Source organism: Streptomyces sp. NPDC101393, from assembly GCF_044767385.1.
GTDB lineage: Bacteria > Actinomycetota > Actinomycetes > Streptomycetales > Streptomycetaceae > Streptomyces.
The window spans coordinates 124,817-146,030 of sequence record NZ_JBIWNU010000008.1 but is presented as its reverse complement, the minus strand read 5'-3'; the positions used below and the strand labels follow the sequence as shown (position 1 = coordinate 146,030).

The following is a 21,214-nucleotide window of genomic DNA, read 5'->3' as shown; positions in this document are numbered from 1 at the left end:
GGCACGCGTCGGGCATTGCGACCCGCCGCTTCGCAGAGCGAAGCTTTACTCACCCAGCGTAACGAGACCCACTGACGGCCACAGGGAGTTGGACGACGTGAACACCCTTCGAAAGGTGACCCGATGAGCTACGACCGGAACACCGTCACCGCGCCCGGTCCGGGATGGCGGCTGCTGCCGTGGGAGAGCGGCCGGGGCACCCCGTGCTTCCTGAGCAGCGACACACCCGCCGGCGTGCTGTCCCTGCTCGCCGACGACATCGAGGAGGAGCAGTTGCGCGACGGTGCCGAGGTGCTCGATGGCGCGAGGGCCGTACTCCGCGACCACAAGGCCGGGGAGTACGCGCTGCGCCGGACGCTCCATGCGGCGACGCAGTGCCTCGGCGATGTGCTGCGCGTCGCGGACAGCCGGGGAGCGCGCCTTCCTGTGGTGGATGACGGCGATGCCGACGGTCAGTAGGGCCAGAGGCGCCTGGGAAGGCCCTGCTGCGCGGTCAGTTGGGGCGGTAGGAGTCCGTCGCCTGCTCGTAGAGGTGATCGATCTCGCGGCGGTCGTTGTCCGGGCCGATGACCAGGACCAGGTGGTAGCGGCCGTTGTGGATCATCGCGAGGTTGCGCACATACACCTCGCGGCCGCTGCCGTCCCGCCAGGTGAAGGTGCCCTCCGCCATCGCCGTCTTGCCGACATCTATGCGCCGCAGGCCGGAGGCGGAGGACCAGCTGGAATCGCGGTACGGCGCCAGCTCCGACTCCTTGTTCTGCTGGTAGGCCATCGGATCGGCGCCGAAGTGCGCGGTCGTGTCCCGGCCGGGCACGATCACCAGCTCGTAGTCGCCGCCGACATACCGCACCTGGCCCCGGTCGTTCGCCCCCCGGCGCTGCCAGTCCTTGCGCACCCCGACCTGGAAACCCTTGGGGTCGCTGCGCACCACGAAGCCCTTGTCGAGACCGGCGGGCTCGGTGGTCTGCGGGTCCTGGGTGCCCGCCGAACCGCCGTTACCGCTGCCGTCCCGGCCACCGTCCGGGCCCTGGGACGGCGCCGGGCTGGCCGCGCCCGACGCGCCCGTACTCGTGCCCGTGGAGCCGTCGCCCTTCCGCCCGGACTCGGTGTCCGCACCCGACCCGGGCAGGAACATCACCGCGTAGACCACGGCCGCCACCAGCAAGAGCAGCACCAGCCCGAGCAACAGCCGGCCCAGATGGCGCGGCCCGCCGCCCGCTCCCGGTCGGCGCGGTGCACGGGCCCCCCGCTCCGGCGCGGGGCCCACGCCCACCTGACCGGGCAACTGCTGCTCGTACGGCGGGTCGTAGGCCTGGTCAAACGGCTGGTCGTACCCCTGGTCGTACGCCTGGTCGTAGAGACCCCCGGCCGCTTCCCGCTGGGCACGCGGGGCCGTCGGCCGCTTCGGGGCCTTGGCGAGCCGGACCGGCTTGGGCGGCGCGGCGGCCCTGGACGGCTTCGGCTGCCGCAGCGGCTTGGGCTGCTTCGGCAGCCGCTGCAAAGGAGGCATCGCAGGGGCGGGCGGCGGTTCCACCGGGGCCGTGGCCTGCGCGGCCGGTGGGGCCGCCGCGGGGTGGCGTTCGCGGCGGGCCCGGCTCTTCTTGTGCCGCCCCCTGCGGACGAGTTCGCCGCGCCGCCGCACGATCGGCAGCCGCCGCGGATCGGTTTCCCGCTCCAGCGCCGGCACGGTCACCACACCGCTGCCGAGCTCCGGCTCCGGAGCCGTACGGATCAACGACCGCAGCCAGCCGCACAGCACCTCGAAGTCCGGCCGCTCCGCCGGGTCCTGGCGCAGCAGCGACTCGACGACGGGCCGGAGCGCCCCGCACTCCTCGGCGGCCGCCGGCTGCCGGGCGCACACCAGCTGCGCCAGCTCGGCGGCGCTGTCCTCGGGGTAGGGCGGATGGCCCTGCACGCTCCGGAACAGCAGTACGCCGACCGCCCACAGATCCGTGGCCCGGCCGACCGGCGGCGCCAACTGCCACCGCTCGTGCACCGGTCCGGCCTGCTCGGGCGCCCAGCGTTCGGTGACCGGACCGATGACGTTCAGCCGCGCCTGGCGCGCCCGCTCGGCGGCCAGCCCGGCGGAGGGACGGCCGTAGGCGGTCGGTGGCGCGGTGGCCGGCCGGGACCCTGCGGGCTCGGGCTCGGGCTCGTCCGCCGGCTCGGCAGCGGCACCCGCCTCGGCCCCGTTGGCGTTCGCGTTCGCGTCTCCCTGGTCCTTCCCGTTCCCGCTCCCGTTCCCGATGTGGTCCTGGTACGGGCTGAACCATGCTCCGTCGTGCGCCACTTGACGCGCGGCGGGCCGCGGGGCGGGGACCGGGGCATCGTCCGGCCCGTCCGGGCTCTCCGTGGCCACCGCCGCCGCGCGGGCGCCCGCGCGGTACGCGGCGATGGCGCCCGCCCGCGCCCGCCGCGGATCGTCCGGCTCCGCTTCGGGCGCCGCATCCGCCGCGGCTTCCGGAGCGCCCTTCGACGCGGCGGCCGGCTCGGCTGTCGGCTCGGCTGTCGACGTGGCTTCCGGAGCGCCTTCCGCAGGGGGCTCCGACCTCGCGGGGCCGTCCTGATCGCTGCCAGGGCCATCGCCGCCAGGGACCGCCGGGCCCGGCACCGGCGCGTAGCCGCACAGCGCTTCCTGGGCCGCGCCGACCGCCAGGCCGGTCAGGATGGCGCGGCCGTCGTCGCAGACCAGGACCGTGCGGGGGGTGATGTTGCGGTGCAGCCAGCCGTGCCCGTGCAGGGCGCGGAGGGCCGCGAGGACGTCGGCGGCGATCTCGGCCGCGCGGTGCGGGGAGAGCGAACGGTCGGCGAGCAGGGCGGCCAGCGGACGGGCCGCGACGAGTTCGCCGACGATCCACAGGCTGCCGTCCTGCGCGAAGACGTCGAAGACCTGGTCGAGACCGGGGTGATCGGGCAGCGCCGCGGCGGCCGTCGCGGCTTCCCAGGCGCGTCGTACGGCGGGATCGCGTGGGCTGCGGTCCGCCCCGCCCGCCCCGGCGCCTACCGTCCGGGCACGTACCTGAGCGATACCGTCCGCCCCCGGGAAACCCGGGCCTGCCGCCTCCGCGTCGAGCACCTCCGCGTCCACGACCTCCGGCAGCGGCACCTGGCGGACCAGGACTTCCTGCCCGCTGTACGTGTCGAAGGCGCGGGTCTCGGTGAAGTCGTCGTCACCGGCCGGGCGCAGCGGGAGGCGGTAGCGCTCGGCGAGCACTCTTCCCGCGTACTCGTCCACGACGCCTCCCCGCAGCGCGCGCTGTTCCGCGTCCTCCGGAGCCGGCGATGGTGCCGACACCTTCGGTCACTTCCGGTCGTCATACCGCCCAATTGCGGATACGTACGGTCTTCGACGTCTCACGATACGTGCCGGAGGCGGAGGTTGCGGCCCGCTCGGCCCAACCCCCGCCCCGATGGCACATTCAGTCCTTCACCTGGAACGTGCGGAACGCCGTCTCGCGCAGTTCCTTGCACTCCTTGTCCGACCACGTGCCGGCCTTGCAACTGATCATGATGGCGAAGCCGTGCCGGTCGTCGGCCTTGAAACCACGGTTGAGCACCCGCACCTTCTGACCGTTCTGGCTGCGGGTGAACGACCAGTCGGCGACGGTCGGGTAGCCCCGCCACTTCACGGACTCGATGCCGATCAGGTGGTAGTCGTCGCTGCTGCCGCGCACACTCGGCTCCAGACTGCGCCACGAGGCCGCGGCGTCCGTGCCGGGCTTGGCGTTGTAGTCGATCTGGATCCGCGGGAAGCCGCCCGAGCCGCTGTATATGGCGCCGGAACCCTGGCCTGCCGTACCGGTCTTCTTGAAGCCCTTGGGCATCGCCATGGCGAAGCGGAACCGGCCGTTGGAGACCGAGCCGTAGCCCTTCGGCAGGGCCTTGGCGTCGTCCGGGGAGGCGCTCGGCTCCGCCGGGGCCGGCGGACCCGGCTTCTCCTTCACCGTCGCGTCGTCGGACGCCTCGGACGGATCGGCGGAGTCCTTGTCCTTCGACGGCTTCGCGCGGCCCGCGGACGCCTTGTCGTCCCGGCCGGCCGGCTTGCCGCCCTTGCTGTCGTCGCCGCCGAGGGCGAAGGCCAGGACCGTGCCCACCACCGCCAGCGCCACGACGACAGCAATGATGATCAGCGTCCGGCGCGGGACGACATCGGTCACGGACGCCCGCGTCGTGGACGGCCGGCGGCCGTCGCCGGGTCTGGAATCCGGCCGGGCCGTCGCCGCGGCGTTGCGTACGGACTGCAGCGCGCCGCGCATCCGCTCCTTGGCGGCGTCCGCGTCGAAACCGGGACGCCCGCCCGGACGGCCACCGGAACGGCCCCCGCCCGCGGCGCCCGGCTGCCCGGCACCGGCGGACGTACCGCCCGAGGACTTGGATCCCGCCGCGGCACCCGGCGTCCGGGCCTCCTCCTCGGCGCGCGAGGTGGCATCCGACGGCGTACGGCCCGGACCGGCCGGTGCCTGCGCCCGCCCGGCACGCTCCGGCGCCCCGGGCCTCGCGCCCGCCGCGCCACTCTTCGCCCCGGCCCGGGAACCGGGCTTGGAGCCGGACTTCGCGCCGGGCTTGGAGCCGGCCGGGGAAGCCGCCTGCGTCCCGCCCCCGGCAGCGCCCGCCGCGGCGCCGCCCGCGGGCTTGGCCTTCGAGCCGCGCGTCATCCGGGACTTGGCGGTGCCCTTCGGCTTCGCCGGGGCGCGCTCCTCGGGGACCGTCGGCAGCGTCATCGCGTGTGTCTGGTCCATCGGTTCGGGCGCCTGCGGCCCGGTGTCCTCGGGGGCGTGGATGACATCCAGCAGCAGCGCCCGCGCGCCCTCGTCGTCCAGCCGGCCCGCCGGGTCCTTCACCAGCAGGCCGTAGATGACCTCTTCCAGCGCGCCCGCGCTCTTCGGCGGCTCGACCGGCTCGGTCATCACCGCCGTCAGGGTGGCGATCGCCGACCCCTTGTCGTACGGCGGGACGCCCTCGACGCAGGCGTACAGCAGCCCGCCCAGCGACCACATGTCGGCCGGCGGGCCCGGCTTCTGGCCGCGGGCCCGCTCCGGGGAGATGTAGGAGGGCGCGCCGACGAGCATGCCCGTCGACGTCACGGAGGGGTCACCCTCGACCTGTGCGATACCGAAGTCGGTCAGCACCACCCGGCCGTCGTCCGACATCAGGACGTTGGACGGCTTCACATCGCGGTGCAGGATGCCCTCGCGGTGCGCCGCCTTCAGGACGTCCAGCACGGCCAGGCCGACCTCGGCGGAGCGGCGTGGGGTGAGCGGCCCGTCGTCGCGGACCTGCTCGGCGAGCGAGCGGCCCTCGACCAGCTCCATCACGATCCACGGCCGGTCGTCCTCGTCGACCACGTCGTAGACGGTCACGGCGCCGTTGTTGCGGATCCGGGCGATCGCCTTGGCCTCACGCAGCGTACGGGTGATCAGACGACGCTTCTCGTCCTCCTCGACCCCGCCGGGAAAGCGCAGTTCCTTCACCGCGACCGTACGGCCCAGGACCTCGTCGCGAGCCCGCCAGACCGTGCCCATACCGCCCCGGCCGAGAACATCGGCGAGCCGGTACCGCCCGGCGAGCAGCCTGCCCTCCTTGCCGTCCATCTCGACCTCGTCGCCCACTGAATCCCCTCTGCAATCCAGCCGAGTTGGCAGCTTCGGCTTTCCATCGATCACCAAACTGGCCCAACTCGGACAACCCACCCTGGCAGAGCCTTCATTCTCCCTCATCCGCAGCCATGGGGAAGGCCCGGGTCCAAGCGGGTCGGCGGCACGGCCACCCGTCATGATGGCCTCGACGAACGGGAGTCCCGATGACGATGCGCCCGCCCCGGGCCGCCGCGGCCGGTGCCTGCCGCCCGGCGCCGCCGCACACGGCCGGGCGCCGGGCCGTCTTCCGTACGCCCGCGTTCGCCGCCCGTCCGCCCGTGCTCGCCGTCCAGGCCACCCTGACCGCGCTGGCCCTGACGGCCTGTACGACCGCGGTCCCGCCCGCGCCCCTCCCCCTGGAGGTCAGGGAGCCGCCCCCGACGACCGTGCGCGCCCTGCACCGCCTGGTCGCCGACGGCGCCCCGGGAGCCGCCTCCCTCATCACCCACGACGGCGACTTCCACGCCGCACGTTTCTCCACGGCCGGCGTCTCCGACCTGCGCAGCGGGCGCCCCATGGGCCCCGGTGACCACTTCCGGGCGGGCAGCCTCACCAAGACCGTGATCGCCACCGTCATCCTGCAGCTCGTCGCCGAGGGGAAGCTCGCCCTGGACGACACCGCGGCCGGGCACCTGCCCGCCGGTGTGCCGTCCACCGGCACGGGAGAGAAGGCGAGCGACCTCCGGCGGGTGACCATCCGCCAGCTCCTGAGCCACACCAGCGGTCTGTTCAACTACACCGAGGACCCCCGGCTCTCCCGGCAGCTGAGCGGCAACGGCTTCGGCGCACACCGCTACGACAGCCACACCCCGGCCGAACTGCTGCGCATCGCCCTCAGCCACCCGCAGGTGACCGCACCCGGCACCGGCCCCCACGACCAGCACGGCCCGCACGGCCCGCACGGCCGGGGAGGCGGCCCCTTCGCCTACTCCTACTCCAACACCAACTACCTCGTGCTCGGCCTGATCATCGGGGAGGTCACCGGGCACCGCTACTCCGAGGAGGTCCGGCGCCGCGTCATCACGCCCGTAGGGCTCGACGAGACCACCTTCCCCGGCACGGACCCGGTGCTGCCCGCCCCGCACGGCCGCGCGTACTCCCGGATCGGCGACCGCCAGGTGGACACCACCTCGCTGGATCCCAGCCGGGCCGGCGCCGCGGGCGAGATGATCACCACCCTCGGCGACCTCAACCGCTTCTTCGCGGCCCTCCTCGGCGGCAAACTGCTGCCGCCGCGCCAAATGACCCAACTGCGCAACGAGAAGATCTCCGACGGCACCTACGGGCTCGGCCTCTACGCCACCGAACTGCCCTGCGGCCGCACGGTCTGGGGCCACAACGGCGACATCAACGGCTCCTACGCGCAGACCGCCGGCACCGCCGACGGCCGCCGCCTGCTGAGCTACCGCATCAACACCGACACGCTCACGAAGCCGGGCGACGGCACGGCGGTCCTGGAGGCCGAGTTCTGCCCGCCGACGCGAAGCCGGAAGTCGCCCGGGCGGGAAGTCTCCGGGTGAGAAGGCGCCGGGCGGGAAGTCTCCGGGCCGGGCAGCGCCCTGAGTGCCGGGCAGGCGCCGGCCCGCCTTCCCCCGTCGCCCGCCGCCCGCCGCCCGCCGCCCGCCGCCCGGACACTCCGGCTGCCGCATGCCTACAGCGGCACGATGTCCGGCGCGCCCAGCCGTGCCGCATCCGCCGTCAGATCGTCCGGCTGGCGCTGCGATTCGCGTTCCGCCTCGACCCGCTTCTCGTAGTGCGCGACCTCCCGGTCGATCTGGCCGGCGTCCCAGCCCAGCGCGGGCGCGATCAGCTCGGCCACCTCGCGGGCGCAGCGGGTGCCCCGGTCGAAGGTCTCGATGGAGATCCGGGTCCGCCGGGTCAGTACGTCGTCGAGGTGCCGGGCGCCCTCGTGCGTGCAGGCGTAGACCGCCTCGGCCCGCAGATAGTCATCGGCCGACGTCAGCGGTTCGCCCAGTGAAGGATCGGCCACCACGAGCTCCAACAGCTCCTCGGTCAGCGAGCCGTAACGGTTCAGCAGATGCTCGATCCGCGCCACGTGCAGCCCGGTACGCGCCGCGATCCGCGCCCGCGCGTTCCACAGCGCCTTGTAGCCCTCGGCGCCGACCAGCGGCACATCCTCCGTGACGCAGTCAGCGACCCGCTGGTCGAGACCGTGCACCGCCTCGTCCACGGCGTCCTTGGCCATCACCCGGTACGTCGTGTACTTGCCGCCGGCGACCACCACGAGCCCCGGCACCGGATGCGCGACGGTGTGCTCGCGTGACAGCTTGCTGGTGGCGTCCGACTCCCCGGCCAGCAGCGGCCGCAGCCCGGCGTAGACACCCTCCACATCGTCCCTGGTCAGGGGGGTCGCGAGCACCGAGTTCACATGCTCCAGCAGATAGTCGATATCGGCGCTCGACGCCGCCGGGTGGGCCTTGTCCAGGTCCCAGTCGGTGTCCGTCGTCCCGACGATCCAGTGCCGCCCCCACGGAATGACGAACAGCACGCTCTTCTCGGTCCGCAGGATCAGCCCGGTCGTCGAATGGATCCGGTCCTTGGGGACCACCAGGTGGATCCCCTTCGAGGCACGGACATGGAACTGCCCACGCTCATTGATCAGCGCCTGGGTGTCATCGGTCCACACCCCGGTGGCGTTGACGACCTGCCGGGCCCGGATCTCGTACGTACCGCCCCCCTCGACGTCCTCCACCCGCGCGCCGACCACCCGCTCGCCCTCGCGCAGAAAACCCACCACGCGCGCCCGGTTGGCGACCTGCGCGCCGTAGGCCGCGGCCGTCCGCACCATCGTCGCCACATACCGCGCGTCATCCATCTGCGCGTCGTAGTACTGCAACGCCCCGACCAGCGCGTCCTTCTTCAGGCAGGGCGCCACCTGGAGGGCGCGCTTGTGCGACAGATGCCGGTGGACGGGCAGTCCGCGGCCGTGTCCGGACGAGATCGACATGCCGTCGTAGAGCGCGACGCCCGAACCGGCGTACCAGCGCTCCCACCCCTTGTGCCGGAGCGGATAGAGGAACGGCACCGGCTTCACCAGATGCGGCGCCAGCCGCTCCAGCAGCAGCCCGCGTTCCTTCAGCGCCTCCCGCACCAGCGCGAAGTCCAGCATCTCCAGATACCGCAGTCCGCCGTGGATGAGCTTGCTCGACCGGCTCGACGTCCCCGAGGCCCAGTCACGCGCCTCGACCAGCCCGGTGGCCAGCCCGCGGGTCGCCGCATCCAGTGCCGTACCGGCGCCGACGACTCCGGCGCCGACCACCAGAATGTCCAGCTCCCGCTCCGCCATTCGAGCGAGCGCCTCGGCACGCTGCGCCGGTCCCAGTGTCGCTGTCTTCACCACTGCCTCCCGCTGTGATCGGGGCCACACCCCCCGTCCGTCGATTCTGTCCGCGCTACGAGCCGCTATCCACCCTCCGTCCCGGACGACAACACCCCGCCACCTTGATCCACCAATCCCCATTCTGATCCAAATGTCGGCTTAGTCTACTTATGCGCCATCCGGAATCGCTCGGGAAGGACGGCAGCAGCCATGCCCGCAGACCTCGCCGTCATCGGACTCGGTCACCTCGGCCTCCCCCTCGCACAGGCCGCCACCGCAGCCGGCATCAGCACCATCGGCTACGACCCCGACCCACCCGCCGCGTCCTGCGGCGCCGGCGGGCCGCTGTCCGCGACCGAACTGCGCCGGCTGCTCTCAGCCGGCTTCCGCACCACCACCGAACCCGCCGCACTCGGCAAGGTCCGTACGGCCGTCATCTGCGCACCCACGCCACTCGGCGAGGACCGCGCCCTGGACCTGACCGCCATCGCCGACGCGGCCCGCACGCTCGCCGCGCACCTGCGCCCGCACACCACGGTCATCCTCGAATCGACCGCATACCCGGGCACCACCGAGGAATTCCTGCGCCCGCTCCTCGAATCGGGCTCCGGCCTCACCGCGGGCCGCGACTTCCACCTCGCGTACTCCCCAGCCCGCCACGACCCCGGCAACCGCACCCACGGCCACGCCAACACCCCCAGGGTCATCGGCGGCCTCACCCCCGCCTGCACCGAGGCCGCCGCCGCCTTCTACAGCCGGCTCACCGACAAGGTCGTACGTGCCCGGGGCCCCCGCGAGGCGGAAACCGCCAAACTCCTGGAAACCAACTACCGCCACATCAACATCGCCCTGATGAACGAGATGGCGGTCTTCTGCCACGACATCGGCGTCGACCTCTGGGACGTCATCCGCTGCGCCGAAACCAAACCGTTCGGCTTCCAGGCCTTCCGCCCCGGCCCCGGCGTCGGCGGCCACGCCGCCCCCATCGACCCCAACTACCTCGCCTACAAAGGCCGTTCACTCGGCTACCCGCTCCGCATGGTCGAACTCGCCCAAGAGGTCAACGGCCGGATGCCGCGCTACGTCATCCAGCGCTGCGCCACCCTGCTCAACGAACACGGCAAGTCCGCCCGCGGCGCCCGCGTCCTCCTCCTGGGCGTCACCTACAAACCGGACATCGCCGACCAGGAGGGAGCCCCGGCCCACGAGATCGCCTCCCGCCTCATGGAACTGGGCGCACACCTCACGTACCACGACCCCTACGTCCCCCAGTGGAACGTCCTCGACCGCCCCGTCCCCCGCGCCGACTCCCTCTACGAGGCCGCCGCCGCCGCCGACCTGACGGTCCTCCTCCAGCCCCACCGCACGTACGACCTCCAGGGCCTGTCGGTCAAGGCCCAACTCCTCCTGGACACCCGGGGGGCCACCCCGACCGGTGCGGCGTATCGGTTGTAGCCCCACGCTTTCGGCTGCGGCGCCGTACCTGTTCCCGCCTCCGGCGGGAGGGGGGATGTTCCGGCGGCGGAGGCCGACCACCGCGCCTCGGGTATGGGTGCGGCGGGTCTCCTCCGGGACTGCGTCCCTGCGGAGCCCCGCCTCCCGCCCGGAGCGCACGGCCTCCGCCCGGTGGGGATGAGGCGACAAGACGAAAGGCCGGGCCGCCGACTTCTCGTCGGCGGCCCGGCCTCCGTCTTCCTGCCTCATCCCCACTCAGGGGCGGGCGCCCGGCTCACGGGAGGGGCCGGGCCGCAGGGACGCAGTCCCGGAGGCCCGGCACCGCACCCGCAATCACACCCAGGGCACCCGCCCCACAACCCTCCCCGCTCCCGCCGCAGGCGGGCACAGGACAGCCTCAGCCCGCACGGCGGTGCAGACGGCAGCGTGGGCGGAAAGAACCCCGCGTCAGCGGTTGTCGTGCTGCGACGGCGCGACCGTCACCTCGACGCGCTGGAACTCCTTCAGCTCGGAGTAGCCCGTCGTGGCCATCGCCCGACGCAGCGCACCGAAGAAGTTCATCGACCCGTCGGGCGTGTTCGACGGACCGAGCAGCACCTCTTCCGTCGTGCCGACCGCACCGAGGTCCATCCGCTTGCCGCGCGGCACGTCCTCGTGGACGGCCTCCATGCCCCAGTGGTGGCCCCGGCCGGGCGCGTCCGTGGCACGGGCCAGCGGGGAGCCCATCATCACGGCGTCCGCGCCGCAGGCGATCGCCTTCGGGAGGTCGCCGGACCAGCCCACGCCGCCGTCCGCGATGACGTGGACGTAGCGGCCGCCGGACTCGTCCATGTAGTCCCGGCGCGCCGCGGCGACGTCGGCGACCGCGGTCGCCATCGGGACCTGGATGCCCAGGACGTTACGGGTGGTGTGCGCGGCGCCGCCGCCGAAGCCGACGAGCACACCGGCCGCGCCGGTCCGCATCAGGTGCAGCGCCGCGGTGTACGTGGCGCAGCCGCCGACGATGACCGGGACGTCCAGCTCGTAGATGAACTGCTTGAGGTTCAGCGGCTCGGCGGCCGACGAGACGTGCTCGGCGGAGACGGTCGTGCCGCGGATCACGAAGATGTCGACGCCCGCGTCCACGACGGCCTTGGAGAACTGGGCGGTGCGCTGCGGCGAGAGCGCCGCGGCGGTGACGACACCGGAGTCGCGCACCTCCTTGATCCGCTGGCCGATCAGGTCTTCCTTGATCGGCGCGGCGTAGATCTCCTGCAGCCGCTTGGTGGCCGCGTCGCCGTCCAGCTCCGCGATCTCCGCGAGCAGCGGCTCCGGGTCCTCATAGCGGGTCCACAGACCCTCCAGGTTGAGGACGCCCAGGCCGCCCAGCTCGCCGATGCGGATGGCGGTCTGCGGGGAGACCACCGAGTCCATGGGAGCGGCCAGGAACGGCAGCTCGAAACGGTAGGCATCGATCTGCCAGGCGATCGAGACCTCCTTCGGGTCGCGGGTGCGGCGACTCGGTACGACGGCGATGTCGTCGAAGGCGTATGCCCGGCGGCCGCGCTTGCCGCGCCCGATCTCGATCTCAGTCACGTGTGGTGGCCTTTCCCTCTACGTCTGCCGTCCCAGTATCCCCGACACAGTGAAGCCCGCGGCCGGGGTCCGGCTGCGGGCTTCACGGTAGGCGCGTGCTAGCGCCGGGAGTAGTTCGGTGCCTCGGTGGTCATCTGGATGTCGTGCGGGTGGCTCTCCTTGAGGCCCGCGGAGGTGATGCGGACGAAGCGGCCCTTGTCCTTGAGCTCGGGGATGTCGGCGGAGCCGACGTAGCCCATGGAGGCACGCAGGCCACCGACGAGCTGGTGGGCGACCGAGGCGAGCGGGCCGCGGTAGGGCACCTGGCCCTCGATGCCCTCGGGGACCAGCTTGTCCTCGGAGAGGACGTTGTCCTGGAAGTAGCGGTCCTTGGAGAAGGAGCGGCCCTGGCCGCGGGACTGCATCGCGCCGAGCGATCCCATGCCGCGGTAGGACTTGAACTGCTTGCCGTTGATGAAGACCATCTCGCCGGGCGACTCCTCGCAACCGGCCAGCAGCGAGCCCAGCATGACGGTGTCCGCGCCGGCCGCGATGGCCTTGGCGATGTCACCGGAGAACTGCAGGCCGCCGTCACCGATCAGCGGGACGCCCGCGGCGTGCGCGGCCTGCGCGGCCTCGTAGATCGCGGTGACCTGCGGGACACCGACGCCGGCGACGACGCGGGTGGTGCAGATGGAGCCGGGGCCGACGCCGACCTTGATGCCGTCGACGCCCGCGTCGATCATCGCCTGGGCGCCGTCACGGGTGGCGACGTTGCCGCCGACGACATCGACGGTGATGTTCGACTTGACCTTGGCGATCATGTCGAGGATGCCGCGGCTGTGGCCGTGCGCGCTGTCCACGACGAGGAAGTCGGCACCGGCCTCGACGAGCGCCTGCGCCCGGTCGTACGCCGCGTCGCCGACGCCCACCGCGGCACCGACGACCAGCCGGCCCTCGGCGTCCTTGGCGGCCATCGGGTACTTCTCCGCCTTGACGAAGTCCTTGACGGTGATCAGGCCCTTGAGGATGCCCGCGTCGTCGACCAGCGGCAGCTTCTCGATCTTGTGGCGGCGCAGCAGCTCGATGGCGTCCTCACCGGAGATGCCGACCTTGCCGGTGACCAGCGGCATCGGCGTCATGACCTCGCGGACCTGACGGCTGCGGTCCATCTCGAAGGCCATGTCGCGGTTGGTGACGATGCCCAGCAGCTTGCCCGCGGCGTCGGTGACCGGCACACCGGAGATCCGGAACTTCGCACAGAGCGCGTCGGCCTCGGTGAGCGTGGCGTCGGGGCGGACCGTGATCGGGTCGGTGACCATGCCGGACTCGGAGCGCTTGACGAGGTCGACCTGATTGGCCTGGTCCTCGATCGAGAGATTGCGGTGCAGCACACCGGCGCCGCCCTGACGCGCCATGGCGATGGCCATCCGCGCCTCGGTGACCTTGTCCATCGCGGCCGACAGCAGCGGGATGTTCACGGTGACGTTCCGCGAGACCCGGGAGGCGGTGCTCACCGCATTGGGCAGCACCTCCGACGCGCCGGGCAGCAGCAGCACGTCGTCGTATGTCAGCCCGAGCATGGCGAATTTGGCGGGCATACCGTCGACGTTGTCACTCATGACACCTTCCCCAATGCTCTTGCCTCAGCGCGGACTCCCATGCTAACGGCCTGAAGAGGTGTCCCATTCCACGATCGATGAGGGCCTCATCACTCGTACGTTTCTACGGCCACTTCCCGCCAGGCCCACGGGCTGCGCAGCAGGCCGGACTACTGCTCGGCGAGCGCCCGCAGCCTGCTGAGCGCGCGGTGCTGGGCGACCCGCACCGCACCGGGCGACATCCCCAGCATCTGGCCGGTCTCCTCGGCGGTCAGCCCGACGGCGACCCGCAGCAGCACCAGCTCACGCTGATTGTCCGGCAGATTCGCCAGCAGCTTCTTGGCCCACTCCGCGTCGCTGCTCAGCAGCGCCCGCTCCTCGGGGCCGAGGGAGTCGTCCGGCTGCTCGGGCATCTCGTCGGACGGCACGGCCGTGCTGCCCGGACCGCGCATCGCGGCCCGCTGCAGATCGGCGACCTTGTGGCCGGCGATGGCGAAGACGAACGCCTCGAAGGGCTTGCCGGTGTCGCGGTAGCGCGGCAGCGCGCAGAGCACCGCGACACAGACCTCCTGCGCCAGGTCCTCGACGAAGTGCCGGGCATCGCCCGGCAGCCGCGAGAGCCGGGTGCGGCAGTAGCGCAGGGCAAGGGGATGGACATGGGCCAGGAGATCGTGCGTGGCCTGCCTGTCACCCTCGACGGCGCGTGCGACGAGATCGCCGATCTCCTGATTCCCGTCATCGCGCATCGGTCCATGGTGCCTTGACGCGGGACGATCCGCGGCACCAGGTCCGTACTTGTGCACTGAAGCGTTATGCGCGGCAGGTGCGCCGGCTGTCATGTCCTGCGCCCTCCCCTCGTGCCCGACCGACCCGTCCCCGAGGAACTCCATACTTCAAGGATGCGGCACCGCGCGGGGAATCGGACCGCGGATGCGGGCCGGCGGCTTGCGGGGCGCCGTGTCGCCCCGCCCGCCGACGGGCGGGCGGGGATCTTCGCTCCCCCGCATCGCTGCACGTCACAATGGCCTAGCGGACCAGTCCCCAGCGGAAACCGAGCGCCACGGCATGGGCTCGGTCGGACGCCCCGAGTTTCTTGAAAAGGCGCCGGGCGTGGGTCTTGACGGTGTCCTCGGAGAGAAACAACTCACGCCCGATCTCGGCGTTGGAGCGGCCGTGACTCATGCCCTCCAGCACCTGGATCTCGCGTGCCGTCAGGGTCGGCGCGGCACCCATCTCGGCGGACCGGAGCCGGCGCGGGGCGAGCCGCCACGTCGGATCGGCGAGCGCCTGGGTCACCGTCGCGCGCAGCTCGGCGCGCGAGGCGTCCTTGTGGAGATAGCCGCGGGCACCGGCGGCGACCGCGAGCGCGACACCGTCCAGATCCTCGGCCACCGTGAGCATGATGATCCTGGCGCCGGGGTCGGCGGACAGCAGTCGGCGCACGGTCTCGACACCGCCGAGTCCGGGCATCCGTACGTCCATCAGAATCAGATCCGAGCGATCGGCGCCCCAGCGGCGGAGGACTTCCTCGCCGTTGGCCGCGGTCGTCACACGCTCGACGCCGGGCACGGTCGCAACCGCCCGTCGGAGCGCCTCTCGGGCAAGCGGGGAGTCGTCGCAGACGAGGACGGATGTCATGACCGCCCTCCGCAGCTGATGCGCGTCACCTTGAGCCTCCAGGCTGGTACGTATCGTCACCTGTGCGATTGACGGCCTCGGACATCTGCCCGACGGCTACCTCTGCCAATCGCCTCAGCACACTCAACGACGGTCACTCGAAAGAGTTACGGCTTCGGCGACCGTCTTCAGCACGCTCCGTGAGGAGCCGGATACGCAGACGGCTCATCGGGCGACCGGCATCCGCGCGTGCACCCTATGCCCTATTTGGCTGCCTTTCTTCCATTTTCGCATCGTCTATGACTAGATTCGCAATGAGTAATATTTACATCTACTTGGATAGTAGATGTACGGTCTTGAGCACCGAGCCCGATCAGCATCGCTTCGAGGGGACAAGCAATGGCAGATTTCTCCCGCCTCCCGGGCCCGAACGCAGACCTCTGGGACTGGCAGCTGCTCGCCGCCTGCCGCGGCGTGGACAGTTCGCTCTTCTTCCACCCCGAGGGTGAGCGCGGAGCGGCCCGTAGCGCGCGTGAGACATCGGCGAAGGAGGTCTGCATGCGCTGCCCCGTGCGGGCCGAATGCGCGGCGCATGCTCTGGCCGTCCGCGAGCCCTACGGGGTCTGGGGCGGTCTGACAGAGGACGAACGCGAGGAACTCATGGGCCGGGCCCGCCACCGGCTGATCCCCGCGACGTCACTGACCAGCCACCACGCGGGTGTGACCAACGGCTGAACACCGGGAGTCGATCACTTCTGAAGAAACGTTTCTGCACGGCGTGCGCGACCGCCGGGCCGAGCCCTCCCGGGATCGTGGGCCACTACCGGCCCGCGGACCGTCAGCGGCCCACGGCCTGCGCGAGCTGTTCGAGCATCGCCTCGACCGCCGGGACCCGGGCCAGGTCCGGCAGCGTGAGCGCGACGATCTCGCGGTGCACCGCCGGCTCCATACGCAGCGCCGTGGCCCCCTTGGGGCGTACGGACTCAAGGGCCAGCTCGGGCAGCGCGGCGACGCCCAGGCCCGCGCCGACCAGGCCGACCACCGCCGGATAGTCGTCGGTGGCGAAATCGATACGCGGAGTGAAGCCCGCGCTCTCGCAGACCTCGACGAGGTGCCGGCGGCAGCGCGGGCAGCCGGCGATCCATGCCTCGTCGGCCAGCTCGGCGAACCGGGCGGTGCCGGCCCCGGCCAGCCGGTGGCCGTCCGGGACGAGGCCGATCAGCCGGTCCGCGAGGATCGGCCGGACCACCAGGTCGTCCCACTCCGCGCAGGCCGCCGGGTCCGCACCGCGGACCTCCGGATAGCGGAAGGCCAGCGCGATCTCGCAGTCGCCGTTGCGCAGCATCTCGATCGAGCGCGGCGGCTCGGCCTCGACCAGGGAGACCCGGGTGGCGGGGTGCGCCGCGCGCATCTTGGCCAGCGCGGTCGGCACCAGGGTCGAGCTGCCGGACGGGAAGGACACCAGCCGCACCCGGCCCGCGCGCAGCCCCGCGATGGCCGCGACCTCCTCCTCGGCGGCGGTGAGCCCGGCCAGGATGCCGACGGCGTGCCGCACCAGCGACTCACCCGCCTGGGTCAGACGCATCTCGCGGCCCGTACGGACCAGCAGCGGGGTGCCGGCCGACTGCTCCAGCGCCTTCATCTGCTGGCTCACGGCGGGCTGGGTGCAGCCCAGGTCCCGGGCGGCGGCGGAGAAGGAGCCGGTCCGGGCGACGGCGCGCAGTACGCGGAGATGTCGGGCCTCGATCATTCTTCGAGCATAAGGGAATCTTGGGGGGATCGGGAAAATCGGGTTCGCGGCTTTGGTCGGGCGGGCATAGCGTGGGGACGTGACCAGGAAGCACCGGAGCGTTGTATGAAGCTGCTGACCGTGAACGTGGGGCGGGCCGTCCCGTCCGAGCACACCGACGCCGAGGACGGCACCGGTATCGACAAGCGGCCGGTCGACGGCCCGGTGGCCGTCGCGCCGCCCGGCCCCAAGGGTGTCGCGGGCGGCGGGCTGGCGGGCGATTCGGTGGCCGACCGCCGGCACCACGGCGGCGACGACCAGGCCGTGTACGCCTACGCCCGCGAGGACCTGGACGTATGGCAGCGGGAGCTGGGCCGTGCGCTGCACAACGGCGCCTTCGGCGAGAACCTCACCACCTCGGGTGTCGAGGTCAGTGGCGCCCTGATCGGGGAGCGCTGGCGGATCGGCGGCGGACCGCTGCTGGAGGTGACCTCGCCGCGTATCCCGTGCCGGACGTTCCAGGGATGGCTCGGGGAGCAGGGCTGGATCAAGCGCTTCACGCAGGCGGGGGTGCCCGGCGCGTATCTGCGCGTACTGGTGCCGGGCGAGTTGCGCGCGGGCGACGCCGTCGACGTGGTGCACCGTCCGGACCACGGGGTGACCGTCGCGCTGACGTTCCGGGCCCTGACGACGGAGCGGGCGCTGCTGCCGCGGCTGCTGGAGGCGGGGGACGCACTGCATCCGGAGGCGCGCACCAAGGCGCTGAAGTATGTCCGACAGAGGGCGAGTTGAGCAGGATGAGCCGGTTCTGAGGCGGGCGCCCGGCGGCCCACCAGGGGGAAGGCGTCATTCCGGGGGCGGATAGCGTGCCCCGTATGACGACTGCATTGATCACGGGAGCAACCGCGGGCATCGGGGCGGCGTTCGCCCGGCGCCTCGCGAGCGACGGCCACAGCGTGGTGCTGGTGGCGCGCGACGAGAAGCGGCTGCGCGAGCAGGCCACCGAGCTGCACGACCGGCACGGCATCGAGGCCGAGGTGCTGAGCGCCGACCTGTCGACGGAGGAGGGCATCGCCGCCGTCGAGGCCCGGCTGACGCAGGCCAAGCACCCCGTGGACGTGCTGGTGAACAACGCGGGCTTCGGCAACAAGGGTGAATACCTGGAAGTGCCGATGGCCGATGAGCTGACGATGCTGAAGGTGCACTGCGAGGCGGTGCTGCGGCTGACCACGGCGGCGGTGCGCGGGATGCGGGACCGGCGGCGGGGCGCCGTCGTCAATGTCGCGTCGGTGGCGGCGTTCGTCCCGCGCGGCACCTACGGCGCGAGCAAGGCGTGGGTGGTGCAGTTCACCCAGGGCGCCGCCCGGGACCTGGCGGGCAGCGGGGTGCGCCTGATGGCGCTGTGCCCCGGTTTCGTACGGACGGAGTTCCACGAGCGGGCCGGGATGGGGACGGACAACATCCCCGGCTGGATGTGGCTGGACGCCGACAAGCTGGTGGCGGCGGCGATGAAGGACCTGACGCGCGGCAAGTCCCTGTCCATCCCCGACCCGCGCTACAAGGCGCTGATGGGCGCCGTGAAGCTGGCTCCGCGCGGGGTGCTGGGCGGCATGACGTCCCGCACGGGGCGCAAGTACGGGCCCCGTTAGGGCTGTCGTCACACTCCCGTCGTTTGCCCGAAGGGCAGGCCTTGCGGCGCCCGGTGCGCGTGAGCGCAAGGCGGAGGTCGCCCCGGTACTGGGCGTACCGGGGCGATCCGACAAGGCGGCGGCACGCGCGCCAGACGCCGCAAGGCTGGGGGCACCTCCCGGGCGTGAGCCAGGGGGAGTTTGAGGCCAGGGCCCAGGGCGGACACGGCCCAGGGCCGCTATGCGGTGTCCCCGGGGGCGGGCGGTACGGGGAAGGGCAGGCGGGTGCGGGTGCCGTCCTGCCAGGTGACCTGGATGCCGTCCCCGGTGGCCGCCACCGTGGCCAGCGTGTCGACGGGGGCGGGCGACGCGTCCGCCGTCAGGGACGCCAGGGCCAGGAAGAGGGTTCCGGCAGCGGCGTCGGCCACGGTGCCGTCCAGGTAGGCGGTACGGGTACACGGCCCCATGAGGGTGCTGCCGGTGACGGCGTGACGGACCGTCTCGTCGTAGCCCCGTACGGGGTGGAGCTGGGCGGTCGGCCCGTCGGGGGTGGTGGCCCAGCCGGTCTGGCGTACGGGGGTGCCGGGGGCGGCGCCGGTGACCAGGTGGGCGCGCAGTTCGGCGCGGCCGTGCACGAGCGTGGCGGACAGCACCTGCACGCCGGGGAGTTCGCTGCCGTCGGCGCGGCGCGGGAGGTGCAGGGAGGCCGCGCTGTCCGGCCCCGCCGGGTAGGGGGTGGCAGGGCCCCGGGTGGTGGGCCGGCCGTCGACGAGCAGCGCGAAGTGGTTGTCATCGGCCGGGAGGTCGGCGGCGGTGGTCGTGGTGTCGGTGGTGGTCGTGGTGTCGGAGGTGGTCGTGGTGTCGGTGGCGGCGGCCGTGGCTTCGGTGGTGGTCGTGGTGTCTGAGGTGGCGGGCCCGGTGGGGCCGGTGCGCGTGGAGTAGGCGTAGCGGGAGTAGTACGGGTCCGGGGTGGTGTGGACGGAGTTGCTGCCGTGGTTGTGGAGGCGTACCAGGCCGTCGGACGCGGTGGACTGGACGAGCAGCCCGGTCCGCCCCAGGGGCAGCGCGGCATCGGCGGTCTCGGCCGGGAGCGGTTCCTCGCGAGCCGTCCATGCCGGGTGGCCGGCGGGCAGCAGCAGGCCCAGGAAACCCTTGGCGGCCCAGTAGGGCGAGGCCGGGCCCGAGTAGCTCTGCAGCATGGGCGGGTAGGGCCCGTACCAGCCGAGCGGCAGCAGACCGTCCCGGGTGACGGTGCCCCGGTCGAGGAAATGGCGCAGTGCCCCGGTGGCGAGACGGCGGGTGGCGCCAGGGGTGAGCGGGGTGTGGCCGGTGAGGGCGCCGAGCCAGGGGGCGGCGGTGGCGGCGAAGCGGTAGGTGAGCGAGCGCCCGAAGGGGAGGGGCGCGCCGTTGGCGTCGAAGAGGCGGGTGTGGTGGGCGAGTTGGGCGCGCAGCCGGGCGCCATGGGTGGCCAGGAGCGCGTGGTCGGCCGCGAGGTGGGCGTGCAGGACCGGGTAGAAGTGCAGCGCCCAGCCGTTGTAGTGGTCGAAGGCGCGGTTGTCGCCGTCGCTGTACCAGCCGTCGCCGCCGTACCACTCCTCGACGCGGGCCAGCGCGCGGTCGACGGCGGCCCGCGCCCGTACGGTCTCGATGCCCACGTCGAGGAAGAAGCCGCCGACGGTGAGGCCGAAGAGCCACCAGTTGTTGTCGACGGGGGACGGGGTCAGGGCGGGCAGCAGCCAGTCGGCGACGCGGGCGCGTACCGGCTCGTCAAGGGTGTCCCAGAGCAAAGGGCGGGTCAGACGCAGCGCGAGGGCGATGGAGGCGGCTTCGACGCGGGCCTGGCGGGTGGTGTCGATGCGCGGCCAGGAGTCGGGGTGCTGTGACGTCATGTGCGCGTCGTCGGTGGGGTGCCGGGTGCCGGACGCGAGGCCCTCGGCGTAGCGGGCGAGGTGTGCGTGGGGGGCACGCGAGTGGTGGGGGTCGTGGCGGCCCTGGTGCGTGTGGGGATCGGGTCCGTGATGGCCGGCGGCATGGAGGGCGGCGAGCAGGAAGGTGCGCGCGAAGCCTTCGAGGCCGTCCGAGCGGGGGCCGGAGGAGCTGGGGCGGGCGCCGGGGAAGTGGATCAGACCGTGCCGCGGGGAGGCGTACGGGGCGGTGGCGCGCAACAGGCCGTCGGCCGCCGCCTCCCAATGGGCGCGGGTCCACCCCGTGTAGGGGCTGAGCTGCCGGTCTTCCTGTGGGAGGGGGAAGGGGAGCGGGCGGGGCGCGGCGGGTGTGGCCGGTGCGGTCATGGGCTCCCCCTGGGGGCGGTGGGTGGCCGGGCGACGCGGGAATCCTTCAGCCACGGACGATCGAACGTCAAGAGAAGGTGATCGAACGTCGCGGGAAAGGATCGAATGATCGATTGGTGTATCGGGCGATCGGGCCGACGGCTAGGCTCGGCCGCCATCGGCGCGCGAACGGCCCCTCGCGCGGCGGTCCGTCAGCTCATGGGCCCGTCAGCTCCTGGGCCCGTCAGCTCCTGGGCCCTCGGCTCGCGGCTCCGGGGCGCAGCGCCTGCCGTCCGGCCACCCCGGCCGCCCGGCCGCCACCTGGAGCCGGGGGCTGGCCTTGGGCCTGCGCCTTGGGCCTGCGCCTTGGGCCTGGAGGCGCGG

General features: G+C 72.6%; 15 protein-coding genes. 6 read left to right on the top strand and 9 right to left on the bottom strand.

What is annotated here, in order from left to right; all coding sequences use genetic code 11:
- Positions 1 to 123 precede the first annotated feature (123 nt).
- Positions 124 to 459 (top strand): hypothetical protein, encoded by a 336-nt coding sequence (locus ACIRQ7_RS25500; RefSeq protein WP_404265030.1) that lies wholly within the window; start codon positions 124 to 126, stop codon positions 457 to 459.
- A 34-nt stretch (positions 460 to 493) separates the two neighbouring features.
- Here the strand turns inward: ACIRQ7_RS25500 and ACIRQ7_RS25495 are convergent, their stop codons facing one another.
- On the bottom strand, positions 494 to 3,235 hold the full coding sequence (locus ACIRQ7_RS25495) for a hypothetical protein (protein WP_404265286.1): 2,742 nt from the start codon (positions 3,233 to 3,235) through the stop codon (positions 494 to 496).
- A 184-nt stretch (positions 3,236 to 3,419) separates the two neighbouring features.
- Positions 3,420 to 5,591, bottom strand: coding sequence for a protein kinase (locus ACIRQ7_RS25490; protein ID WP_404265285.1), 2,172 nt, complete (start codon positions 5,589 to 5,591; stop codon positions 3,420 to 3,422).
- Positions 5,592 to 5,800: 209 nt separating this feature from the next.
- Here ACIRQ7_RS25490 and ACIRQ7_RS25485 point away from each other — a divergent pair, with 209 nt between their 5' ends.
- Complete coding sequence (locus ACIRQ7_RS25485; protein ID WP_404265029.1) at positions 5,801 to 7,156, top strand: serine hydrolase domain-containing protein; 1,356 nt, start codon at positions 5,801 to 5,803, stop codon at positions 7,154 to 7,156.
- Between the two features lie 131 nt (positions 7,157 to 7,287).
- Here ACIRQ7_RS25485 and ACIRQ7_RS25480 read toward each other — a convergent pair whose 3' ends face one another.
- Positions 7,288 to 8,994: a glycerol-3-phosphate dehydrogenase/oxidase gene (locus ACIRQ7_RS25480; protein ID WP_404265028.1), complete on the bottom strand. Its 1,707-nt coding sequence runs from the start codon at positions 8,992 to 8,994 to the stop codon at positions 7,288 to 7,290.
- A 192-nt stretch (positions 8,995 to 9,186) separates the two neighbouring features.
- Between ACIRQ7_RS25480 and ACIRQ7_RS25475 the strand changes: the two genes are divergently transcribed.
- Positions 9,187 to 10,431: a nucleotide sugar dehydrogenase gene (locus ACIRQ7_RS25475; RefSeq protein ID WP_404265027.1), complete on the top strand. Its 1,245-nt coding sequence runs from the start codon at positions 9,187 to 9,189 to the stop codon at positions 10,429 to 10,431.
- A gap of 447 nt (positions 10,432 to 10,878) precedes the next feature.
- On the opposite strand, the gene ACIRQ7_RS25470 is transcribed toward ACIRQ7_RS25475, so the two are convergent.
- The 4 genes from ACIRQ7_RS25470 to ACIRQ7_RS25455 form a co-directional block, all read right to left on the bottom strand.
- Positions 10,879 to 12,006 carry a GuaB3 family IMP dehydrogenase-related protein gene (locus ACIRQ7_RS25470; protein ID WP_401474633.1) on the bottom strand — a complete coding sequence of 376 codons (1,128 nt, stop codon included), beginning with the start codon at positions 12,004 to 12,006 and terminating at the stop codon, positions 10,879 to 10,881.
- Between the two features lie 98 nt (positions 12,007 to 12,104).
- Positions 12,105 to 13,607: an IMP dehydrogenase gene (guaB, locus tag ACIRQ7_RS25465; RefSeq protein ID WP_401474630.1), complete on the bottom strand. Its 1,503-nt coding sequence runs from the start codon at positions 13,605 to 13,607 to the stop codon at positions 12,105 to 12,107.
- A 149-nt stretch (positions 13,608 to 13,756) separates the two neighbouring features.
- Complete coding sequence (locus ACIRQ7_RS25460) at positions 13,757 to 14,332, bottom strand: sigma-70 family RNA polymerase sigma factor (RefSeq protein ID WP_401474627.1); 576 nt, start codon at positions 14,330 to 14,332, stop codon at positions 13,757 to 13,759.
- A gap of 280 nt (positions 14,333 to 14,612) precedes the next feature.
- Entirely contained in the window at positions 14,613 to 15,224 is a 612-nt protein-coding gene (locus ACIRQ7_RS25455; RefSeq protein ID WP_003948568.1) for a response regulator transcription factor, read from the bottom strand.
- A gap of 378 nt (positions 15,225 to 15,602) precedes the next feature.
- Between ACIRQ7_RS25455 and ACIRQ7_RS25450 the strand changes: the two genes are divergently transcribed.
- Positions 15,603 to 15,938 carry a WhiB family transcriptional regulator gene (locus ACIRQ7_RS25450; RefSeq protein WP_404265026.1) on the top strand — a complete coding sequence of 112 codons (336 nt, stop codon included), beginning with the start codon at positions 15,603 to 15,605 and terminating at the stop codon, positions 15,936 to 15,938.
- Between the two features lie 103 nt (positions 15,939 to 16,041).
- On the opposite strand, the gene ACIRQ7_RS25445 is transcribed toward ACIRQ7_RS25450, so the two are convergent.
- On the bottom strand, positions 16,042 to 16,953 hold the full coding sequence (locus tag ACIRQ7_RS25445; protein WP_401474621.1) for a LysR family transcriptional regulator: 912 nt from the start codon (positions 16,951 to 16,953) through the stop codon (positions 16,042 to 16,044).
- A gap of 105 nt (positions 16,954 to 17,058) precedes the next feature.
- On the opposite strand from ACIRQ7_RS25445, the gene ACIRQ7_RS25440 reads away from it, so the two are divergent.
- Both ACIRQ7_RS25440 and ACIRQ7_RS25435 read left to right on the top strand, forming a co-directional pair.
- Entirely contained in the window at positions 17,059 to 17,724 is a 666-nt protein-coding gene (locus ACIRQ7_RS25440; RefSeq protein ID WP_404265025.1) for an MOSC domain-containing protein, read from the top strand.
- 83 nt (positions 17,725 to 17,807) lie between these two features.
- Entirely contained in the window at positions 17,808 to 18,581 is a 774-nt protein-coding gene (locus ACIRQ7_RS25435; RefSeq protein ID WP_401474615.1) for an SDR family NAD(P)-dependent oxidoreductase, read from the top strand.
- 218 nt (positions 18,582 to 18,799) lie between these two features.
- On the opposite strand, the gene ACIRQ7_RS25430 is transcribed toward ACIRQ7_RS25435, so the two are convergent.
- Positions 18,800 to 20,851: a DUF2264 domain-containing protein gene (locus ACIRQ7_RS25430; RefSeq protein WP_404265024.1), complete on the bottom strand. Its 2,052-nt coding sequence runs from the start codon at positions 20,849 to 20,851 to the stop codon at positions 18,800 to 18,802.
- Positions 20,852 to 21,214: the final 363 nt, after the last annotated feature.